This window comes from Nostoc sp. UHCC 0251, assembly GCF_034932245.1.
In the GTDB taxonomy this organism is placed as follows: Bacteria; Cyanobacteriota; Cyanobacteriia; order Cyanobacteriales; family Nostocaceae; genus Nostoc.
Window position 1 is genome coordinate 1 of record NZ_JAYGHD010000367.1, and the last position, 18,048, is coordinate 18,048.

Here is an 18,048-nt window from a genome sequence, read left to right on the forward strand (position 1 = left end):
TAATTGCGTTAGCGTAGCGGGGCGTAGCCCATTGCGAATTGCGAATTGCGAATTGCGAATTGGTTTAACTTTCCTCTTGGGGATAACCATTTTTCTCACGTTTAAGGCTTTCTTCTAAGGCTTGAATTTGTTCACGACGAGCTTCCAATTCTAAGGAACGCCGCGCTAAGTCTTGGTTTTGCAACGTCAGGGATTGTCGCCAATGTTCTGCTCGCTCGGCTTCGTGCTGCAAAAATTCCGGGGTAATGCCGATGGTGAGGTAGCTTTGTACCAGATGGAGTACCCAGTTGGTAGCATCTTCTAGTCTTTCAATGTCGCCTGTAGGGGAAAGTTCCACTAAAACAAGCAAGTTTTCACTCATAATTTTTCCCTTTCCTAGCAGAATGAAAGCTTCTTCCGGAATTATCGCCCACAAGTTATCAGCTTCTTGACGCGCCAATAAGCGTAACTGGTGCTGGTCTAAAAAATCGTTTTTACGCACCTGGGCTAGATATAGCATGAGAGTCGCTTCGCTCCAATTCAAAATTCAAAATCATCTAAGTTCTGTTCTCCCTACAGCCTTCCGGGCATCCCGTGGCAGGGGTTGGCAAAGCCATGTAAGGAAGCCTGAGTTCGACTTCTATGGAGTTTTTGGAGTTTCCGGCTCCGCTCAAAAGTCAAAAAATGATTTTTAATAAAAAACAAGGACAAAATTGATATTTGAAACAATGGGTAATTAGGAATTATTGACACCCCCATTACCCATTACAGTTATCCTAAGCCACACAGGCGATGCTTACGGCAACGCCTCAAGGCGATCGCGCAAAATTTCAGCTTGCTTCTGTGCTTCTGCTAAGGCATCCCGCGCTCCCTGTACCACATCAGCTCTAGCTCTATCCACAAAACTAGGATTGTTTAATCTCGTACTCAGGGATTGAACTTCGGCTTCAGCTTTACTCAGGCTTTTCTCTAGTTTGGCACGCACAGCTTCAATATCCACTACCCCATCCAGAGGAATTAGCACCTGTATTGTACCAATCACACCAGCGTAGACGTTTTGAGGCTTGCCGTCAGGGATTGCATTTTCTGATTCTTGTGGTTGTTGTAATTCTGCCTGCGGGAAAAAGCGTCTCCATAACCTAAGTCTCGCTTGAGCAGTTAGTAAATTTTGGCTAACAAACCAAGCTGTGTAACCAAAACCAACTATTTCAAAGAAAGTTCCAAAAAGGGGAGTGTCATCAATCGCATACCCCACAGCTAAACCCAATCTACCAAAGACTATCGCTAAAATAATTATGCCAATTATCTTCAAACCCCTTTGAGGTTTTTTAGCAGCAACAGTTTGGTTTTCTGGTTTGTCAGTAATAGTTAAAGTCTCAACTTTCGCCAAATCTTTAATATAAAACTGTCCAGCACTGAGAATTTCTCGCTCCTTCTGGCTTTCAGTTTGCAAATTCGCCGTTATTTTTACCCCTGGCTTAATGTCTGCTTCAGCACGCAGATTCCGAATTGTGCGGATCGTACCAATCAGCAATTCAAACTGTTCTTCTAAAGCTGGATCAATCAGGTTTGCATCTACCTGGGGATAAGTTTGTAACGGTAAAGTCTGCGGTGAATCTGCTGGTTGTTGGGTGAGAGTCTGCCAAATTTCTTCAGTAATATGAGGCATAAAGGGATGAAGCAGTTTTAAAATCCCTTCCAATATATAGCCGAGGGTTTGCTGTGCTACCCGCCGCGATGCGGGATCTGCATCTTGCTGAAGGCGAGATTTAACCAGTTCAATATACTGATCGCAGAAATCACCCCAAATGAATTCGTAGAGTCCTTTAGCTGCTTCCCCTAAACCGTAATTATCGATGTACTTGGTGGTTTGTTTGACAACTTGATGATACCGCGAGATAATCCAGCGATCGCTCAATTCGGTAGCGACTGGGTTCCCCAATTGTTGCGGTGTCTGTCCATCCAAATTCATCATCACAAACCGGGCAGCATTCCACAACTTGTTTGCAAAGTTGCGGGATGCCTCTACAGATGCTGATTCATCCTTTTTGCGATCGTATTCTAAGCGGATATCTTGACCTGCGCCAGCCACTTCCCTAATTAAGGTATAGCGCAGAGCATCAGTACCATACTTGTCAATCAGTAACAATGGGTCAATGCCATTACCTTTGGTCTTTGACATCTTCTGACCTTTTTCATCCAGCACCAATCCGTGGATGTAAACTGTTTGGAAAGGCATTTGCTGCGTAAAATGCCCAGCCATCATTGTCATTCTAGCTACCCAGAAAAAGATGATGTCAAAGCCTGTTACCAAAGTGGTAGTCGGGTAGTAAGTTGCAAAATCCTGAGTTTGTTCCGGCCAGCCCAAAGTCGAAAATGGCCAGAGTCCAGAAGAAAACCAAGTATCTAGCACATCTGGGTCTTGTTCTAGCTGGACATTTTCACCAAATTGTGATTTAGCTTTTTCCCAAGCTTCAGTTTCCGATTTCGCCACTACAAAGGGCGTGTTATCGGTAATTTGCCCATCTGTTTCACTGACAGCGTACCAAGCAGGAATTTGGTGTCCCCACCATAATTGGCGAGAGATACACCAATCATTGAGTTTTACTAGCCAATCACGATAAACCTTTGTCCAGCGTTGGGGGACAAACTCTGGAGAAGTTTGCTGGTCGAGGAATTCGAGAGTGTTGTCAGCTAGGGGGCGAATTTTGACGAACCACTGAGTTGAGAGGAGAGGTTCAATAGGTACTTTACCGCGATCGCTGTAGGGAACGGTATGTTTATAATCTTCAATCTTCACCAAAAAGCCATCTGCCTCTAGGCGAGAAACCACATTCTTTCTAGCAACAAAGCGGTCTTGTCCTTGAAACTCCCCAGCATTGGCGTTGAGAGTGCCGTCTTTGTTCATAATGTTGATTAACGGCAGATTGTGACGCTTACCCATGTCAAAATCGTTCGGGTCATGGGCGGGAGTTATCTTCACGCAGCCTGTGCCGAAAGTGGGATCAACATATTCATCGCCAATGATCGGAATTTCTCGTTGTAGAATTGGCAGAGTTACAGTTTTGCCAATAAGATGTTTGTAGCGATCGTCATTGGGATTAACCGCTACAGCCGTATCACCCAACATCGTTTCTGGTCTAGTTGTCGCCACCTCGACAAAACCAGAACCATCGGTGAGGGGATAGCGGAAGTGCCAAAGATTTCCATTAACTTCTTGGTTTTCCACTTCTACGTCAGACACAGCCGACTGAGAAGCTGGACACCAGTTAACTAAATATTCACCACGATAAATTAAGCCTTCTTCGTAGAGACGAGTAAACGCCTCGACAACAGCTTTAGATAAACCCTCATCCAGGGTAAACCTTTCCCGTGACCAGTCTACCGAGACACCTAAGCGTCGTAGCTGATTAAGAATTGTTCCCTCAGACTCCGCCTTCCATTGCCAAGCGCGTTCTAAAAACTTCTCGCGCCCCAACTCGTAGCGAGTCTTACCCTCTTTTTTGAGTTGCTTTTCCAGCATACTATGCACAGCGATGCTGGCGTGGTCTGTTCCTGGTAGCCACAGGGTATTGCGTCCCTGCATCCGGTGGTAGCGCACGAGGGTATCAATCAACGCACTTTCAAAAGCGTGACCCATGTGCAAACTGCCGGTGACATTTGGCGGTGGAATGACGATGCAGTAGGGTTCGCCGCCTTTGTTGGGGTCAGCTTTGTAAACTTGGTTGTCTTCCCAGAATTTTTGCCACTTGGCTTCAGTGGAAAAGGGGTCGTAGAGACTAGGGAGATTGGGAATGGTTGCGGTCATGTGGGCAAACTAGCTATGGAAGGACTCTAATAAATTTTGCCACAGGGTTGGAGAGGGTTTATGTGGAAATAAACAAGTAGCCAATGGAATACATTGGGCATAGGGCATTGGGCATTGGGCATAGGGCATAGGGCATTGGGCATTGGTGACTCTTCGCCATGCCCAAAAACTGCATCCCGCAAGTGGCGTGGAGTTTTTTATTCTAAAATAACTGCTTCCTGTATAGCTCTTCAGAGAATGTGAAACACTTAATACCAATTTAATATGAAGCTGCATATAATAGAGGAAACAAACTCGATAAATTAAAATAACCATGAGCCGCCCTTTTAAGATTGAAATCGCAGAAAGCGAAGAAGAACTTAAAAAACGTCTACAAACAGCTAACTTAGGGACTCAGAAAGAAAAACTACAAATGTTGTGGTGGATAAAAAGCGAGCAGGTTAAGGAGCAGCAAGAAATTGGAGAACGCTTGGCGAAAGATACCTCAACTGTGACAAGGTGGTTGCAAAAGTATAGATCAGGTGGGCTAGATGAATTATTGTCAATCAAAAAAGCTCCAGGAGCAAAACGCAAAATTCACTCAGCAGCGATCGCAGCACTTGAGGAGGAGTTAAAAACAGGAAAAGGTTTTAGTAGCTATGGTGCAATAGTCGAGTGGCTAAAGCAAGAGCAAGGGCTTGATATCGAGTATGCAACAGTTTATGCATGGGTTCGATATCGATTAGGGGCAAAACTAAAAGTACCACGTCCTCAAAGCCATAAGCAGGATGAAAAGTTGGTATCTGATACCAATTTTTTATGAAGCTGCATAGAATTCGATCCCCCCTAGCCCACGCCAGTCGCTCCACTTGGGGAGACCCCATCGCGCAGCGTCTCGTAGAGAAGACCGCGCTGGCTCCCCTTAAAAAGTGGGGAACCGGAAAAACATCTATCAAAGTCCCCCAATTTATCGGGGGATTTAGGGGGATCAAGATATGTGCAACTTCACATTAAATTGGTATAAGAGTGTTCCAAAAAATAAATGATCCAAAACCCGTCATTGCGAGCGAAGCGAAGCAATCCCAGCCCTTGCGATTGCTTCGCTTCGCTCGCAATGACAATTGAGCATTTTTTTACTTGGAGTACTCTAATATTCAGTATCTACCGGAGAGTACTCTTCCGGGTTAGGATGATGACTAGCGATGCCTTAACTTAAGAGATCGATATTGAGTTGTTGAAATTTTATGGGCAATAGTCCACCAGATGGCAGTATCAACCTCCTCTGAACTGGCGAGGAAGTCTCCCAGCGCGGGGGAGACTTAGGAGATATATTTCATGCTCACACAAGATATTCGTGATTTGCTGACTGATACTACCGATTTAAATCAGTTGAAATGGGATTTAAATCGCTTGCAACCTGTGGATGTGGGAGAATACATTACACAATTGCCTGAAAAAGAACGCGCGATCGCATTTCGTTTACTCAATAAAGCTCAGGCGATTGATGTATTTGAATATCTGCCAACAGAGGTTCAAGAAGAACTACTTAATTCTCTGCATGATGTTCAGGTAGCGCAACTTGTAGAAGCGATGAGTCCCGACGAACGGGCAGAATTGTTTGATGAATTACCAGCTGGGGTAATCAAACGGTTATTGCAAGAACTGAGTCCAGAGCAAAGGCAAGCAACAGCAACAATTCTCGGCTATCCAGAAGGTACTGCTGGGCGGGTGATGACAACCGAATATGTCCGGTTGCGCCAAGGATTGACTGTAGGTGAAGCCTTGAGCAAAATCCGCCGTCAGGACGAAGACAAAGAATCGATTTACTATGCCTACGTCACAGATGACAACCGGACGCTGGTGAGAGTAGTTTCACTGCGTCAATTGCTGTTTACCTTTCCCGATGTTTTCATCAAGGATATCGCAAGCGATCGCGTCATTAAGGTAAGAACTGAAACCCCTCAAGAAGAAGTGGCGCGAATCATGCAGCGCTACGACTTAATTGCTATCCCTGTGGTTGACCGAGAAGACCGATTGGTTGGCATCGTCACCATTGATGATGTCATGGATATTTTGGAAGAGGAAGCCACAGAAGATATCCAAAAATTGGCGGGTGTGAGTGGTGATGAAGCAGCTTTGTCTTCTCCTTTACTCACCATCCGCAACCGTTTACCTTGGTTGTTGGGCATCATGGCCATGTATATTGGTGCTGCCAGTGCGATCGCACCTTTTCAATCTGTAATTGCCGCAGTGCCAGTTTTAGCAGTAATCATGCCAATTTTTTCTAACACTGGTGGTACTGTTGGTATTCAATCATTAACGGTGACAATCCGCGGCTTGGGAGTGGGCGAAGTAACACCCAAAGATACCTTGAAAATTCTCCGTAAGGAACTTCTAGCTGGTTTAGGTACAGCCGTAGCTTTAGCCATAACGATGATCCTGCTTTCCTTAATTTGGGCGCGACCCCAAGAAAGATGGGTAGCTTTAATTGCCGGAATGGTAATGGCAACTAATACAATTGTGGCTGTTACACTCGGCACTTTACTACCAATGGCTTTGACACGCCTGAAACTTGACCCTGCTTTGGTTAGTGGCCCGTTAGTGACTACAATGCTAGATACAATTGGGTTTTTAACATTCCTCAGCCTAATTTCTCTAGCTTTAAACGTTTTCCATTTACCAACTTGAAGGAAATGGGCATTGGGCATGGGGCATTGGTCATGGGAAATAGGCAGAGGGGCAGGGTGCGGGGGGCAGAGGGAAAAACTCTCCTCCCCCGCTTCCCCTGCTTCCCCTGCTTCCCCTGCCTCCCCTGCCTCCCTCCTCTTGTCCCCACTCCCCAAAATCTATGCCTACTACCACTTGGAATCGTCATCACATTCTTTCCCTGGCTGACTTCACCACCACTGAATACGATACAGTTTTGCAAACTGCGGCCAGTTTTCAAGAGGTGCTATCACGGCGGACGAAGAAAGTGCCAACCTTGCAGGGACAGGTGGTGGCGAATTTATTTTTTGAATCTTCTACCCGGACTCGCAGCAGCTTTGAACTGGCGGCGAAACGCTTAAGTGCAGATACGCTGAATTTTGCCGCAGCCACTTCCTCTATGACTAAAGGAGAAACAATTCTCGACACGGCAAAGACCTATTTGGCGATGGGAACTGATATTATGGTAGTCCGCCATCGAGAGGCAGGAGTACCAAATGCGATCGCGGCGGAAATGGATCGTTTAGGTGTAAAAGTTAGCGTCCTCAATGCTGGTGATGGTCAACATGAGCATCCTTCCCAAGCACTGTTAGACTTATTTACCATTTGCACTCTAATTGACCCAGATCACCCCCGACTGGAACTTTTAAAGGGGAAAAAGATTGCCATTGTTGGAGATATTCTCCATTCTCGTGTGGCGCGATCGAATATTTGGAGCTTAATTGCCAGTGGTGCCGAAGTGCATCTGGCAGCACCACCAACTCTCTTACCCAAGTTATTTGCCGAGTATATCTTGGAGGAGGCAGGAGCCAGGAATCAGGAGTTTATTATCTCTTCATCCCCCACTCCCCACTCCCCACTCCCAACTCCCCAACTATTTTTACATTGGCAGCTAGAACCAGCTTTGCAGAATGCTGATTTTGTCATGACATTGCGCCTGCAAAAGGAACGTATGACGGCTCATTTGCTGCCAAGTTTGCGAGAATATCATCAGCTATTTGGTATTACAAGCACAAAATTGCAACTTTGTAAACCTAACGTCAAAGTTTTGCATCCAGGCCCAGTTAACCGTGGTGTTGAAATTAGTTCTGAATTGATGGATGACCCAGAATTTAGTCTCATTCAATCGCAAGTTACTAGCGGTGTCGCCGTTCGCATGGCGCTGCTATATTTATTAGGTAGCGGCAAAACTCAGTAAATACCATGCTACTTCCTATTCGATAACAGCAGTTTGCTAGTGTCAGATAAGACTTATGCAAAAAGTCTCTGAAATTCTTAACTCCTTTGCGGTAGCCTGCAAAGTTATTGCTAACATTCTTTTGATATTAGTCCCATCGGACTATCTTACGGAAGAATACTTAGTCTCATAGATATTATATATTCCTCCGATCGCATGAGGGCAGAATTATCAAATTTTGGGACACTGGGAGCGTAGAAGTCAAGAATTTAATGACTTTTAGAAGTGTCGGAGGTAAATATGAAACGAATTTTTTTGACGGCAGCAGCCTTACTGGGCACGCTATCTCTAGCTGCTCCCCTCTCCGTCAAAGCAGAAAACTCCGCCTCTGTTCGGCGCTTGCTGGAAACTAGAGAATGTTTCGGATGTAATTTAACAGGAGCAAACCTGAAAGGCGCTCATCTGATAGGTGTTGACCTGAGAAATGCAAATTTAAAAGGAGCCAACCTCGAAAGTGCTAACCTAGAAGGTGCTGATTTAACTGGTGCCAATTTGAAGTCTGCTAATCTCACAGATGCCTTTGTCAGTGGTACTAGCCTAAATAATGCTAATCTCACCAACGTTGATTTAAGTAACGCTCATTTATATAATACTGACGTAAATGGCGCAGTTTTGGCTAATATTGATTTAACTGGTGCTGATGTATTCAATACTGCCATTAGCGTAGGTGGTGAATATTAATGATCACTCATTATGCAAAAGTAATGAGTTAAGAGTTTAATTTAACTCCTAACTCTCTACTTTTTAAATTTTACTCACCAGTAATTGACAGTTCATTAACCCAGATTTTCGGACAAACTCCCCCTGGCGTTAACTCTGGCTCTTTTTCTACATAAATAATCGACTTTAAGAGTTCCAAGAAATCGCCAGCAACAGTTGCTGACTCAATACTCGTCCTGACACCCTTATTAACTAGCCAACCATCAAACGGCAAAGAAAAGGAACCTTGCAAGGCTTTAACTCCAGCATGAAGAGCTTGCAAATCATCGATAAAAATCACATTTTCAGCAGTGTCTAAACTTAACTCTTCTTCAGAAGTTGCTGTTGAAAAAACGTGATAAAAATTGGGACTAACGCTGACTTTTGCCCCAATACTGGCATTACCTGTTGGCTGGGTATTGAACCTTTTTGCAGTGCCGGCACTGTGGAGAAAGCTTTTTAAAACACCATTTTCAATCAGTGAAATCTGACGAGTAGGAGTTCCTTCACCATCAAAAGTTTCTGCACCTACGTTAGCTGGGTGAAGTGCATCATCAAAAACCGAAAGCAGAGGAGAAGCAATTTGCTTGCCTAAATCATCAGCAGTAGATAAGCTTTGGTTGTCCAAAATGCTTTGAGCGTTGAACAAGTTAGAAAAACCACCCAACAGACTTAAGAAAGCTTCCGGTGAGAAAACAACCCGATATTTACCAGTTTTGATTTTCTCATAGTTCAAGTGACTGATAGTTTTATCTGCGGTTTCTTTGATGCAACCATTGATGTCTAGATTATCTAAACTTTGGTTGATTCTAAAAGCACCTGCACTGCGAGGTTTTTTTCCTTCTTCCTCAGTTTTGCTATAAAGATAAACTGATGCTAAAGAGTGAGATTCAGTTCTTACTGCACCGTCACTATTTAGATAAAATCTGTCAATGTCTCTTTGCGATAACCCATTATAAGGTACACCTTTAATTGCTGGATGAGCTGCCAGTAATTCTTTCTCAGCTATCAACAGTCTTTCGATGAGTTTAGCAACAGGTGCTTGAGGTGTCTTATCCTGAGGTTTATTTGGAATAGGAACAGTGGCTTCTGGACTAAAATCGGGAACATTTTCCTTAACACCAAAGAAACTGGCTTCATAGGCAGTTTTCAAAGCTAATTCCAGTCCCTTGGGGTCTACATCTGTGGTGCTAGTGACACCCATTGTATTCTCTTCATTCCAGACACGAACAGTAACACCAGACCGATTTGAGGCTTTAACTTGTTTTGGCTCACCTTGGTCTACTTGCACGCTAGTATCATCTACTGTTGAGCCATAAATGTCGAATTTCTTAATACCAAGCTTATCAGCATTGTCCTTGGCAGAATTTGCAATCTCATTGATATTTGGCATAGTCAATTTTGGATTTTGAATTTTAGACTTCGACTTACCTCGGCTTCGCTCGGCACAAGTCGCTCAGTCGAACGATTTTGGATTGGAAGCAATTTTATTTTGGATATTAGATTTTGGATTTTGGATGTTAAGCTTTTCCACATAAAATTTGCTTGTATTTCTTGGGCGGGCGAGACGCCCACCCTACAACTGAGTATTATGCTAGATGTGGTTTAGCTTATGACTTATATTTGTCTCGTAGCTTTTTATTGACGTAATATCCTGATCATTCACAATCCAAAATCCAAAATCTAAAATCTAAAATTATTATCTTCCACCGACGGTAATAGAATCAACCTTAATATGGGGTTGTCCTACTGTGGTGTAAATACTGCCACTAACGGAGCCACAAAAACCTGGTGCAATTTCCAAATCTTGGGAACACATAGAAATTTTATTCATAATTTCCTTGGCTTCACCGATAAGAATTGCCCCCTTTAGTGGTTTGGTGATTTTGCCATTTTCAATCAAATAAGCTTCATCAACACCAAAATTAAATTGGCCTGTAGCACCGACGCTACCACCACCCATCTTTTTACAGTAAATACCTTTATCAACAGAGGCAAATAAATCATCAATGCTATATTCGCCAGAATCAATGTAAGTATTACGCATCCGGCTAGCAGCTGCAAAGGTATAATTTTGGCGGCGTCCACTTCCAGTTCTGGGGTGTCCGGTGCGTGCAGAACCTGTTCTATCTGCTAAAAAGTTTTTCAGAACGCCTTTTTCAATTAATAAGGTTCTTTGAGCAGGCATACCTTCGTCATCCATATCAATAGTCCCGAAGGCATTTTCAGAGCGTCCTTCATCCCAGGCTGTCAAACTTTCGTGGGCAATTTTTTCGCCTTTTTTGTCAGCAAAGGGAGTGGTATTGCGTTCAATTTGGGTGGTTTCTAATAAGTGTCCGCAGGCTTCGTGGAAGATTACCCCGCCAAAGTGATTGGCCATAATAATTGGGTAAGTACCCGATTCTACGTAATCGGCATAAAGCATTTTGCCGGCGGATTCTGCTATTTTCTCCGCAGCTTGTTGAGAATCCCAAGTTCTCAAGAAGTTAGCATCACTGGTATTACCAGCGCGTTCACCGATGGAAGCACGATTAGCGCCATCAGCACACAACAGGTTAAATCCTACTGACTGGGTGAGGCGAATGTCACGGGCAAAAGTACCGTCACTGGCGGCGATTAAGACTTCTTGCCAATCCCGGAAATAGGTAGCACGGCGTGATTGGACGTGGCTAGCTTTTTGCTTCAAGTGAGCAGTACCATCAAGGAGGACTTCTCCCATTTCTCGGATGGAACTACACACTGGTAGCCAGGCATCTTTACCTCTTTTGGTGGCGTAATCTCTCAATAATTCTAGGTTGATTTCTGGGATGAAAGCTTTAGGAGTGGGTAATTGTAATCCCAGGATAGAAAGACCTTTTTCTAAGGCTGCTTTCAAACCCGAAAAAGAAAGGTCATTGGTGCTGACGTAGCAATCAGCTTTGCCGCGAAATACTCTGACTCCCGCGCCTGTAGACAGACTGGGTGAAATACTAGTTATGGAGTCGTCTTCTGCAAGACAACTAATATAGTTGCGACGCTCTAAAAATAATTCGATGAAGTCAGCGCCAGCGGCGCGTCCTAGTCCCAGGAGGGTAGCCAAGGGGGCTTCCCAGGTTTCATCGAAACGCTCTGGTGTGGAGGAATATTGCAGGGTGGGAAGTTGATTTGAGAGAAGTAGCGTACTTGTAAGCATGTGTAGCCTCGTCTGCTGGCGTAGTTCAGAGATTTGACTGAAAAATCCTGGTGTGTTCAGTCTAACAAATCAGTGAAAGTCAGAGTCGGCAATTAAGTAGTAGGGGTTTCCTCACCTGGGAAACTTACTTTTCCTTCTTAAGCATGAGTGAAATATTTAAGTAAGCCCTTTGGAGAGCGATCGCTATCATGTAGATTCGAGATAGAATACAGTTTCATTTTGCGACAATAGGGGTAAAAGTTCCACAGCATTGCTAATACCCGCAGGGACTGTTTTACCTACAAAAGGAATATCACAAATGAGTTCGTAATACTAGCTATGACCCTATCAACGATTGGGTTTGGTCAAAAAGAAGCATGAATGCACTCGCAACTCGACAGATGCTAAACGATATTTTGCAAGTCAGACACAGTTTTGCTCATGGTTTTCCAATTCCCGCATGTTCTTGGACACAAACACCAACTGGAAAAGTTCGACTTACTGCTAAAGCTATTAAAGATGTTGATGCGTTATTAGGATATATTATCACTGTTACTGACCTTGGCATGAAGCAAAATATTCAAATTATCTATGTCATAGTTGTACTCTGGTAATTAATGAAGAGAATGTTTAGAGAATTAGTTGCAATACTGGGTGTAATGTTTTAGATGCAGAGAATGAGCAAACTAGAAAGTGAAAATATTCATACACAAATAATTGGAAGGCAGCCTTAGACTGTCTTCCAATTTCTTAAACTATTAGGAAAGAATATCCACATATATTGGTAGAAGCAACAATTTAATCAAACTTATTTTTGATTTATGCCTTGCTCATCCCTAGAATGATACTGTTGATAAATGATCATTTTTCCATCCAGTTAATTCTTGGTGAGACTCTATTCCTTCTCAGGTTTATTTACGATTTGTTATTTTCAGTGGAATTCTTGCTGTTTCTTGCTGATTGAAAGTCTGACCTACATTAGCAGCAGTTGGCGCTGGCGATGTTAAATTCTTAAACAATAGCTTTAGAGTTCGAGTAATAGTTTTAATAATTTTCATTTTGCTGGCACTCGGCTTTTCGTCATATCTCAAAACCATTGGAATTTCTACGATTTTTGGTTTGAGCGGTTTGGCTTTCAGCAATAAATCTATCATGCAAGCAAATCCACTTTCAGTGAATAAACTCTCGCCATAATACATATCTAGCTTGCTAACGAAAGTACGGTTATACAGCCTGTAGCCACAAGTGTAATCTCTTACGCCTGGTACACGGGCGGCAATTCTAAACAGCCAGCTGGCTCCGTAACTCATTATCTCTCTAAATTTTGATAAGCCTATGACTTTAGAGCCTTTGCGATATCTAGATGCGATCGCAATATCATAGCTACCAGCTATCATGGTGTCATACATCTTTATCAACAGTTCTGGTGGCTGAGTGTTGTCGCAATCCATCGCGGCTAAAAAATCGCCTTCTTTAGAAATTTCTAAAAAAGTCGTGAAACCTGTTTTAATTGCTTGACCTAAACCAGCATTTTTGGGATGTTGGACTAATTTTAGCGATATCCCTAACGATTGAGATTCTTCTATTGCAGTCTGAGCAGTTGTATCCCTGCTACCATCATCAACAAGAATCAACCTTATGTCCATATTAGAGATTTCCTGCAATGCCTGAAACTTTTTGAACAAGGGGCGAATTGATTCTTGCTCATTGTATGCGGGTAAAAGAACAAAAAGACTCATAAGTACCTCGTGTAATTTTCAAAATATCATTCATTCTCAAATTTCAAGAATTCAGTAATATTGATTTCTTGAGAAATTCATCGACCTGGCGGACGACTGCGTTGTTGTTGACGCTATCATTGACCAACTGTGAGGTATTGACGACAAAAAAATCATCGTTTTCAGTACTCACTTTTGGAACAAGGCTTGAATAATTTAAAACTTGTAGCGGCTGTACTTTAATAGCTCGATTAATGTGTGCTGCGACAATATCATCTGCTTTGAGTTCTGGGAACATCAAACGTATACCCTGGAAAAATACTTGGCGCAATTCATCATCTGGCTGTTTTAATAACGGGTCGGTGGAAAGTATATATTTTGGTAGGAATGTCATGTGATATCCTGCTGTCTCTTGCAAAGAAACTAGGTTACTCATACCGATGACTCCAGTAAAAGGAACATTCCTATCGGCAATATTTACTACGTAATAAGGAACTAGAGCCTTACGAGTAATAAGTACCATGCAGATTACGCCCAGATATTCTACTGTTTCACCAGTGTCTGAAACTTTCACCAGTTCATTGGCAGCAACCTGTTGCAAAATATTAACTGGGCCAGTAAAGATGACCTTATCAAAATGTTCCTTTTTGCCCTGATATTCTACCCACATTCCACTCTCTGGATGAGGTGCGATATATTCCACCGCAACACCTGTATGGATATGACCTCCAGCCGCGTAAATTAATTTTTCTATATGGTCAAAAACGGTTTTGTAACCGCCTGAGACATAACCAAGTTGTTCCTTATTTAATGAAGAATCCCGCGCTGAAAACAACCGTTTGATATAAGCCCAGATAAAAACTGCTGATATTCGCTTATAGTTCTCTCCTAATTTGGATAGAAGCAAGGGTTTCCAGAGTTTCTCGTATGTGCTTTTGCCACCGAGTTTTAATAGCCAATCTTCAACTAAAATTTTCTCTAAGCGCCGCCAATTATTAAGACGCGAACCATACAAGAGAGTAAAAGCTAATCTGATTTTACCTATAAGCCCAAACAAAGGAAAGCGGAGAAATTCTATAGAGTTACTGATAGAGTAAAATTTTTGATTATCGTAGAAGCCCGTTAAACTTCGATGCCAGCGCAGTTTATCTCCAAGTCCAATATCTCTGAGGAAATTTATTAAATGAGTATCAGAAGGGAGGATAACGTGATAAAACCGATCCCAGGTAAACAACCCATAATCATGATAAGTAGTTAGTCCCCCAAGCTGCTTGTTGCTGTCGAATACAGTTACTTTATGTCCTTGATTGGAAAGACGTTGGGCTAATACTAGGCCAGTTATACCCCCGCCAATGATGCCTATATTCATAAATTTAATTTAGATTTTTGTAGGGATGTCTTTGAGATTTATTTTCAGAAAATTTTAATATTAATAGTCTTGCTGTCTAACAATTTAGCTATTAGTTTACAACAAGAATTACACCAGTTATGATGATGGAAATTCCTACCCACTGGCTAAACATAACCTTCTCTTTTAGAAGAGAATGAGAAGCAATTGGTATAAGTGCATACATTAATCCTAGAACTGGAAATGCTTGACTCAGAGGAATTGTTCGCAATACATAAAGCCACAATAGAGTCATAAATGTATAGCAGATAAACCAAATCCAAAAGTAACGAGACAACAACAAATTTTGGATAGATGCGCTTCCTCCTTCCGTAGGGCTAGAAATGTAAAGCCCATACTTTAGTGATAGATTAGCTGTTGTTCCAAATAAAACTACAAGCATTAAAACTAGCCAAGTAATGATGTTCATTTGTCAATCTTCCTGATGAGATTTACTATAAATTGATGTAGATTTTTTCAATGGAATAACTACTAAAAGAACACCCAAAAAAATAGTTATTACTCCTGCTATTCGAGTTAGTGTAATCTCTTCATTAAAAAAGTAGTAGGAGCCGAAAAGTATCCCGACATAATTTAAACTAGTCAGGGGATAAGCAATACTCAATTTTACAGATCGTAGAGCCAATATCCAATTGATTACTCCCAAGCAATAAACAGTAATAGCTAATGCTAATTTTTGAAGAAATAACCAATCAAATAGTCCCTCATTTGTATGGCTCATGGTATGCTTCATCAGCAATTGCCCAGAAATACTAAATAAAATACTGACAAATAAAATTATATAAGGAATTATTTTAAAGTTTGAAATTTGCGACATGGATTTCATAGGACATTTGCCTCAATCGAGATAGTAGGTATGAGCCGGGCAGTAAACAGCCCATTGTTTTGAACGTTTCGGATTTCGGTCACACCTTCTGTACAATTCGACTTCCACTTCAGTAAATAGACAACATAATTAAGAGGGTTCTGTTGAAGTTACTGATATCTAGATGATCATCGAAGCTCATGTCTAAGAATTGGCAACTAAATACTATGCAGTTTGTAGGAGGGTTGCTGTATTATTGCAGCGCCCGATATTCTCGGAGTAGAGTATGCTCAAGTTGCTTGCTGGGTTACACATTGGCACAATTAATTTAAGTTTTGCCCAATTGGGAATTGCAGATATCTTCGGTGTCAGCGAGTTATGCTTCCAGACTCATTTTAGGGCGATGGTGTATCCGCCCGCCGTAGGCGATCGCAATATCTATGTAATAGTAGATGCAGACATAGGCAAGATTGAGTGCTCTGCCACAAATTTCTTGACAAACTTTAGCAGTGAGACATCGCTGATACTGAACTCGGATTACACAGATATATCTGCAACCTCGACTCGAAACTAAGCCGATTAATAAAAATTTGTACTTAAATTGAGTGTGTATACATGCTCTTCTTAGACATCGGAACAGAATGAGTAAAAGAAGTCTGCCTGAGAGCAGGAACCATCGACAGATAACTCTATAGTAACGCAATTTACGGTCTATTAAGTAGAATTACTTAATATCAAAATGGAGCTTTTGGCTAGACTAACTGCTAATGTAAACTACTATTTGGTGATCAACTAGCAGCTTACGTTGAATTAAGTGGATTTGAGATGTTTTTACATGGTCTTAGTACTGTGTTGTTTGATTGTTCTTAACTATATGTAATTTTAACTAGAGCTTTATCTCAAACTTTATTTTTACATATAATCACTTACTAGAATACCACGAGTAAACAGTGTTGCAAATTTATCGCCATACTTCATCAAAAATTCATTTTAAGAAAATATACTTAAACAAAAACTTTATAATATCTACATTTTCTTCTCGATAAATCTTTATTTTTAAGAATTTGTAAATTTATATACCCCTTTTTGGCTAATAAACTTGCAGAAGTAGCGATTTATGATCAGACTGTAGAAGTGGAAAGCTAAGAGTTTGAGAAAGCAAAATTGAAACTTTAACAACAGCGTAAATGCCGCTGCTTTAGTATAAAAAAATACTACCAGTAGTATATAGATGTTAATTAAGAGTCTGAATCGTTTTTTATTTATCCACGAAAATCTTTAAATTCAGATATCTTAGACAAAACTTAGCTGAAAGTTAACTTAGACACCAAGTAAGCTGGAAAAATCTATTTCTCAATTCTCTTATCAAACTTTATTTGATACTACGATTGATTGTAAGTATACTTTTAAATCTTGGTATCACCTTACAGATGGAAAATCTCAACAATACGGAACCATAGCATTCTTGGGCTAAAGGAAAAGATTAAGCTTGCTATTATTAGAAAATATTCCATTTAAAAAACGAGTCTAAAGTGGTCAAGACCATACTTAATATAGAAGAAGTTTCCATAAAGAAATTACCAATTTCCATTTTTAAGGACATTGATGGGTTAGCTGTCTTATAATTTTCAGCAGTTTAAGCAATCAGAATTAAATAACATAGAATTTATGTCCGACAGCTTACCTCACCCTCAATCCCTCTCCTTATAAAGGAGAGGGAAGCTAGATACAAGATGAAGTTTGGCATTTTATTTAATTCACGTTCCTAAGGTTAAAAAATTAGTTCGTGTTAGCTGGGATTATTTAATTTCTCTAGGTTCTTGTCTCGTAGCTTTAGTTTGCTTGGACTCGTTTTCATGCAAAAGCCTGTTAGTAATCATTAAGACAACGATTAACAATCCAAACTGAATCTGCCAAGGTGCTAATACTAAACTGAAAATAAAACTAATAGCTGCAAATACACCTGCAAGATATGCAATTTCATCACTACTCTTTTTAACAAAGTAGCCAATGGCTAAACCAGTACACAGTGGTATCAAGAAAAACAAAGGCATCTTACTAATTTCTGAACTAAAAATTGCTGTGGTTATAAAACAAATTGAAATTGTTTTTGGAATTGTGGTTAATTTTACATCCAACAAGGTTTTAGCTACAACAGTCGATAGAAATAAATATTAAAGAAAGTCAAGATTACGAAACGTTGTATCTTATACCTTTTGAAATACTGCGCTTCTATGCTTGTGAGAGATGGTTAGTAGTTCAACAAAGAAAATTTGCAGGGTTTATGGTAAGAAAATCAAGTTCTTTTCTTCCCCTGTCTTGGCTGTCCCGACACAGTATAGCTGCGCTATGCTATACAAACTCTCGTTTACCTACGCGAATTGATAGGCTTTAAAGGTTACGTAGGTGGGTTTTGTCTATTTCGCTAATTGTACTCTTGTGAGCAATCATTTGGTACATTAGCTTAAAACTTTGGCCTTGCGCCAGGATAAGGATCTAGCATATTACAAAGAAGGGTGTGGGGTGTGGGGTATAGGGTATAGAAATAAAAAACTAAA

Annotated in this window: 15 protein-coding genes; 6 read left to right on the top strand and 9 right to left on the bottom strand. The window is 41.3% G+C overall.

Going from position 1 to position 18,048, the window contains the following annotated elements; genetic code table 11:
- Nucleotides 1–64: 64 nt before the first annotated feature.
- Both VB740_RS30990 and VB740_RS30995 read right to left on the bottom strand, forming a co-directional pair.
- Nucleotides 65–499, bottom strand: a complete 435-nt coding sequence (locus VB740_RS30990; protein WP_323203661.1) for a hypothetical protein — start codon at nucleotides 497–499, stop codon at nucleotides 65–67.
- Between the two features lie 276 nt (nucleotides 500–775).
- Complete coding sequence (locus tag VB740_RS30995) at nucleotides 776–3,787, bottom strand: valine--tRNA ligase (RefSeq protein ID WP_323203662.1); 3,012 nt, start codon at nucleotides 3,785–3,787, stop codon at nucleotides 776–778.
- A 313-nt stretch (nucleotides 3,788–4,100) separates the two neighbouring features.
- Here VB740_RS30995 and VB740_RS31000 point away from each other — a divergent pair, with 313 nt between their 5' ends.
- From VB740_RS31000 to VB740_RS31015, 4 genes are all read left to right on the top strand, one after another.
- The gene (locus tag VB740_RS31000) at nucleotides 4,101–4,589 is read left to right on the top strand and encodes a helix-turn-helix domain-containing protein (RefSeq protein ID WP_323203663.1); all 489 of its coding nucleotides are present in this window, start codon (nucleotides 4,101–4,103) and stop codon (nucleotides 4,587–4,589) included.
- A 512-nt stretch (nucleotides 4,590–5,101) separates the two neighbouring features.
- On the top strand, nucleotides 5,102–6,454 hold the full coding sequence (gene mgtE, locus VB740_RS31005) for a magnesium transporter (RefSeq protein WP_323203664.1): 1,353 nt from the start codon (nucleotides 5,102–5,104) through the stop codon (nucleotides 6,452–6,454).
- A 160-nt stretch (nucleotides 6,455–6,614) separates the two neighbouring features.
- Nucleotides 6,615–7,670 carry an aspartate carbamoyltransferase catalytic subunit gene (locus VB740_RS31010; RefSeq protein WP_323203665.1) on the top strand — a complete coding sequence of 352 codons (1,056 nt, stop codon included), beginning with the start codon at nucleotides 6,615–6,617 and terminating at the stop codon, nucleotides 7,668–7,670.
- 279 nt (nucleotides 7,671–7,949) lie between these two features.
- On the top strand, nucleotides 7,950–8,390 hold the full coding sequence (locus tag VB740_RS31015) for a pentapeptide repeat-containing protein (RefSeq protein ID WP_323203666.1): 441 nt from the start codon (nucleotides 7,950–7,952) through the stop codon (nucleotides 8,388–8,390).
- Between the two features lie 70 nt (nucleotides 8,391–8,460).
- On the opposite strand, the gene VB740_RS31020 is transcribed toward VB740_RS31015, so the two are convergent.
- Together VB740_RS31020 and VB740_RS31025 are read right to left on the bottom strand one after the other, a co-directional pair.
- On the bottom strand, nucleotides 8,461–9,801 hold the full coding sequence (locus VB740_RS31020; protein WP_323203667.1) for a TldD/PmbA family protein: 1,341 nt from the start codon (nucleotides 9,799–9,801) through the stop codon (nucleotides 8,461–8,463).
- 306 nt (nucleotides 9,802–10,107) lie between these two features.
- Entirely contained in the window at nucleotides 10,108–11,580 is a 1,473-nt protein-coding gene (locus tag VB740_RS31025) for a TldD/PmbA family protein (protein WP_323203668.1), read from the bottom strand.
- A 356-nt stretch (nucleotides 11,581–11,936) separates the two neighbouring features.
- On the opposite strand from VB740_RS31025, the gene VB740_RS31030 reads away from it, so the two are divergent.
- Nucleotides 11,937–12,173 carry a hypothetical protein gene (locus tag VB740_RS31030; RefSeq protein ID WP_323203669.1) on the top strand — a complete coding sequence of 79 codons (237 nt, stop codon included), beginning with the start codon at nucleotides 11,937–11,939 and terminating at the stop codon, nucleotides 12,171–12,173.
- A gap of 297 nt (nucleotides 12,174–12,470) precedes the next feature.
- On the opposite strand, the gene VB740_RS31035 is transcribed toward VB740_RS31030, so the two are convergent.
- From VB740_RS31035 to VB740_RS31050, 4 genes are all read right to left on the bottom strand, one after another.
- The gene (locus tag VB740_RS31035) at nucleotides 12,471–13,298 is read right to left on the bottom strand and encodes a glycosyltransferase family 2 protein (RefSeq protein ID WP_323203670.1); all 828 of its coding nucleotides are present in this window, start codon (nucleotides 13,296–13,298) and stop codon (nucleotides 12,471–12,473) included.
- 43 nt (nucleotides 13,299–13,341) lie between these two features.
- Nucleotides 13,342–14,646 (bottom strand): NAD(P)/FAD-dependent oxidoreductase, encoded by a 1,305-nt coding sequence (locus VB740_RS31040; RefSeq protein ID WP_323203671.1) that lies wholly within the window; start codon nucleotides 14,644–14,646, stop codon nucleotides 13,342–13,344.
- A 91-nt stretch (nucleotides 14,647–14,737) separates the two neighbouring features.
- The gene (locus VB740_RS31045; RefSeq protein ID WP_323203672.1) at nucleotides 14,738–15,094 is read right to left on the bottom strand and encodes an EamA family transporter; all 357 of its coding nucleotides are present in this window, start codon (nucleotides 15,092–15,094) and stop codon (nucleotides 14,738–14,740) included.
- A gap of 3 nt (nucleotides 15,095–15,097) precedes the next feature.
- Nucleotides 15,098–15,511, bottom strand: a complete 414-nt coding sequence (locus VB740_RS31050) for an EamA family transporter (protein ID WP_323203673.1) — start codon at nucleotides 15,509–15,511, stop codon at nucleotides 15,098–15,100.
- Between the two features lie 265 nt (nucleotides 15,512–15,776).
- Here VB740_RS31050 and VB740_RS31055 point away from each other — a divergent pair, with 265 nt between their 5' ends.
- Nucleotides 15,777–16,064 carry a hypothetical protein gene (locus VB740_RS31055; RefSeq protein WP_323203674.1) on the top strand — a complete coding sequence of 96 codons (288 nt, stop codon included), beginning with the start codon at nucleotides 15,777–15,779 and terminating at the stop codon, nucleotides 16,062–16,064.
- A 1,225-nt stretch (nucleotides 16,065–17,289) separates the two neighbouring features.
- Here the strand turns inward: VB740_RS31055 and VB740_RS31060 are convergent.
- Nucleotides 17,290–17,631 (bottom strand): hypothetical protein, encoded by a 342-nt coding sequence (locus VB740_RS31060; protein ID WP_323203675.1) that lies wholly within the window; start codon nucleotides 17,629–17,631, stop codon nucleotides 17,290–17,292.
- Between the last annotated feature and the right edge of the window lie 417 nt (nucleotides 17,632–18,048).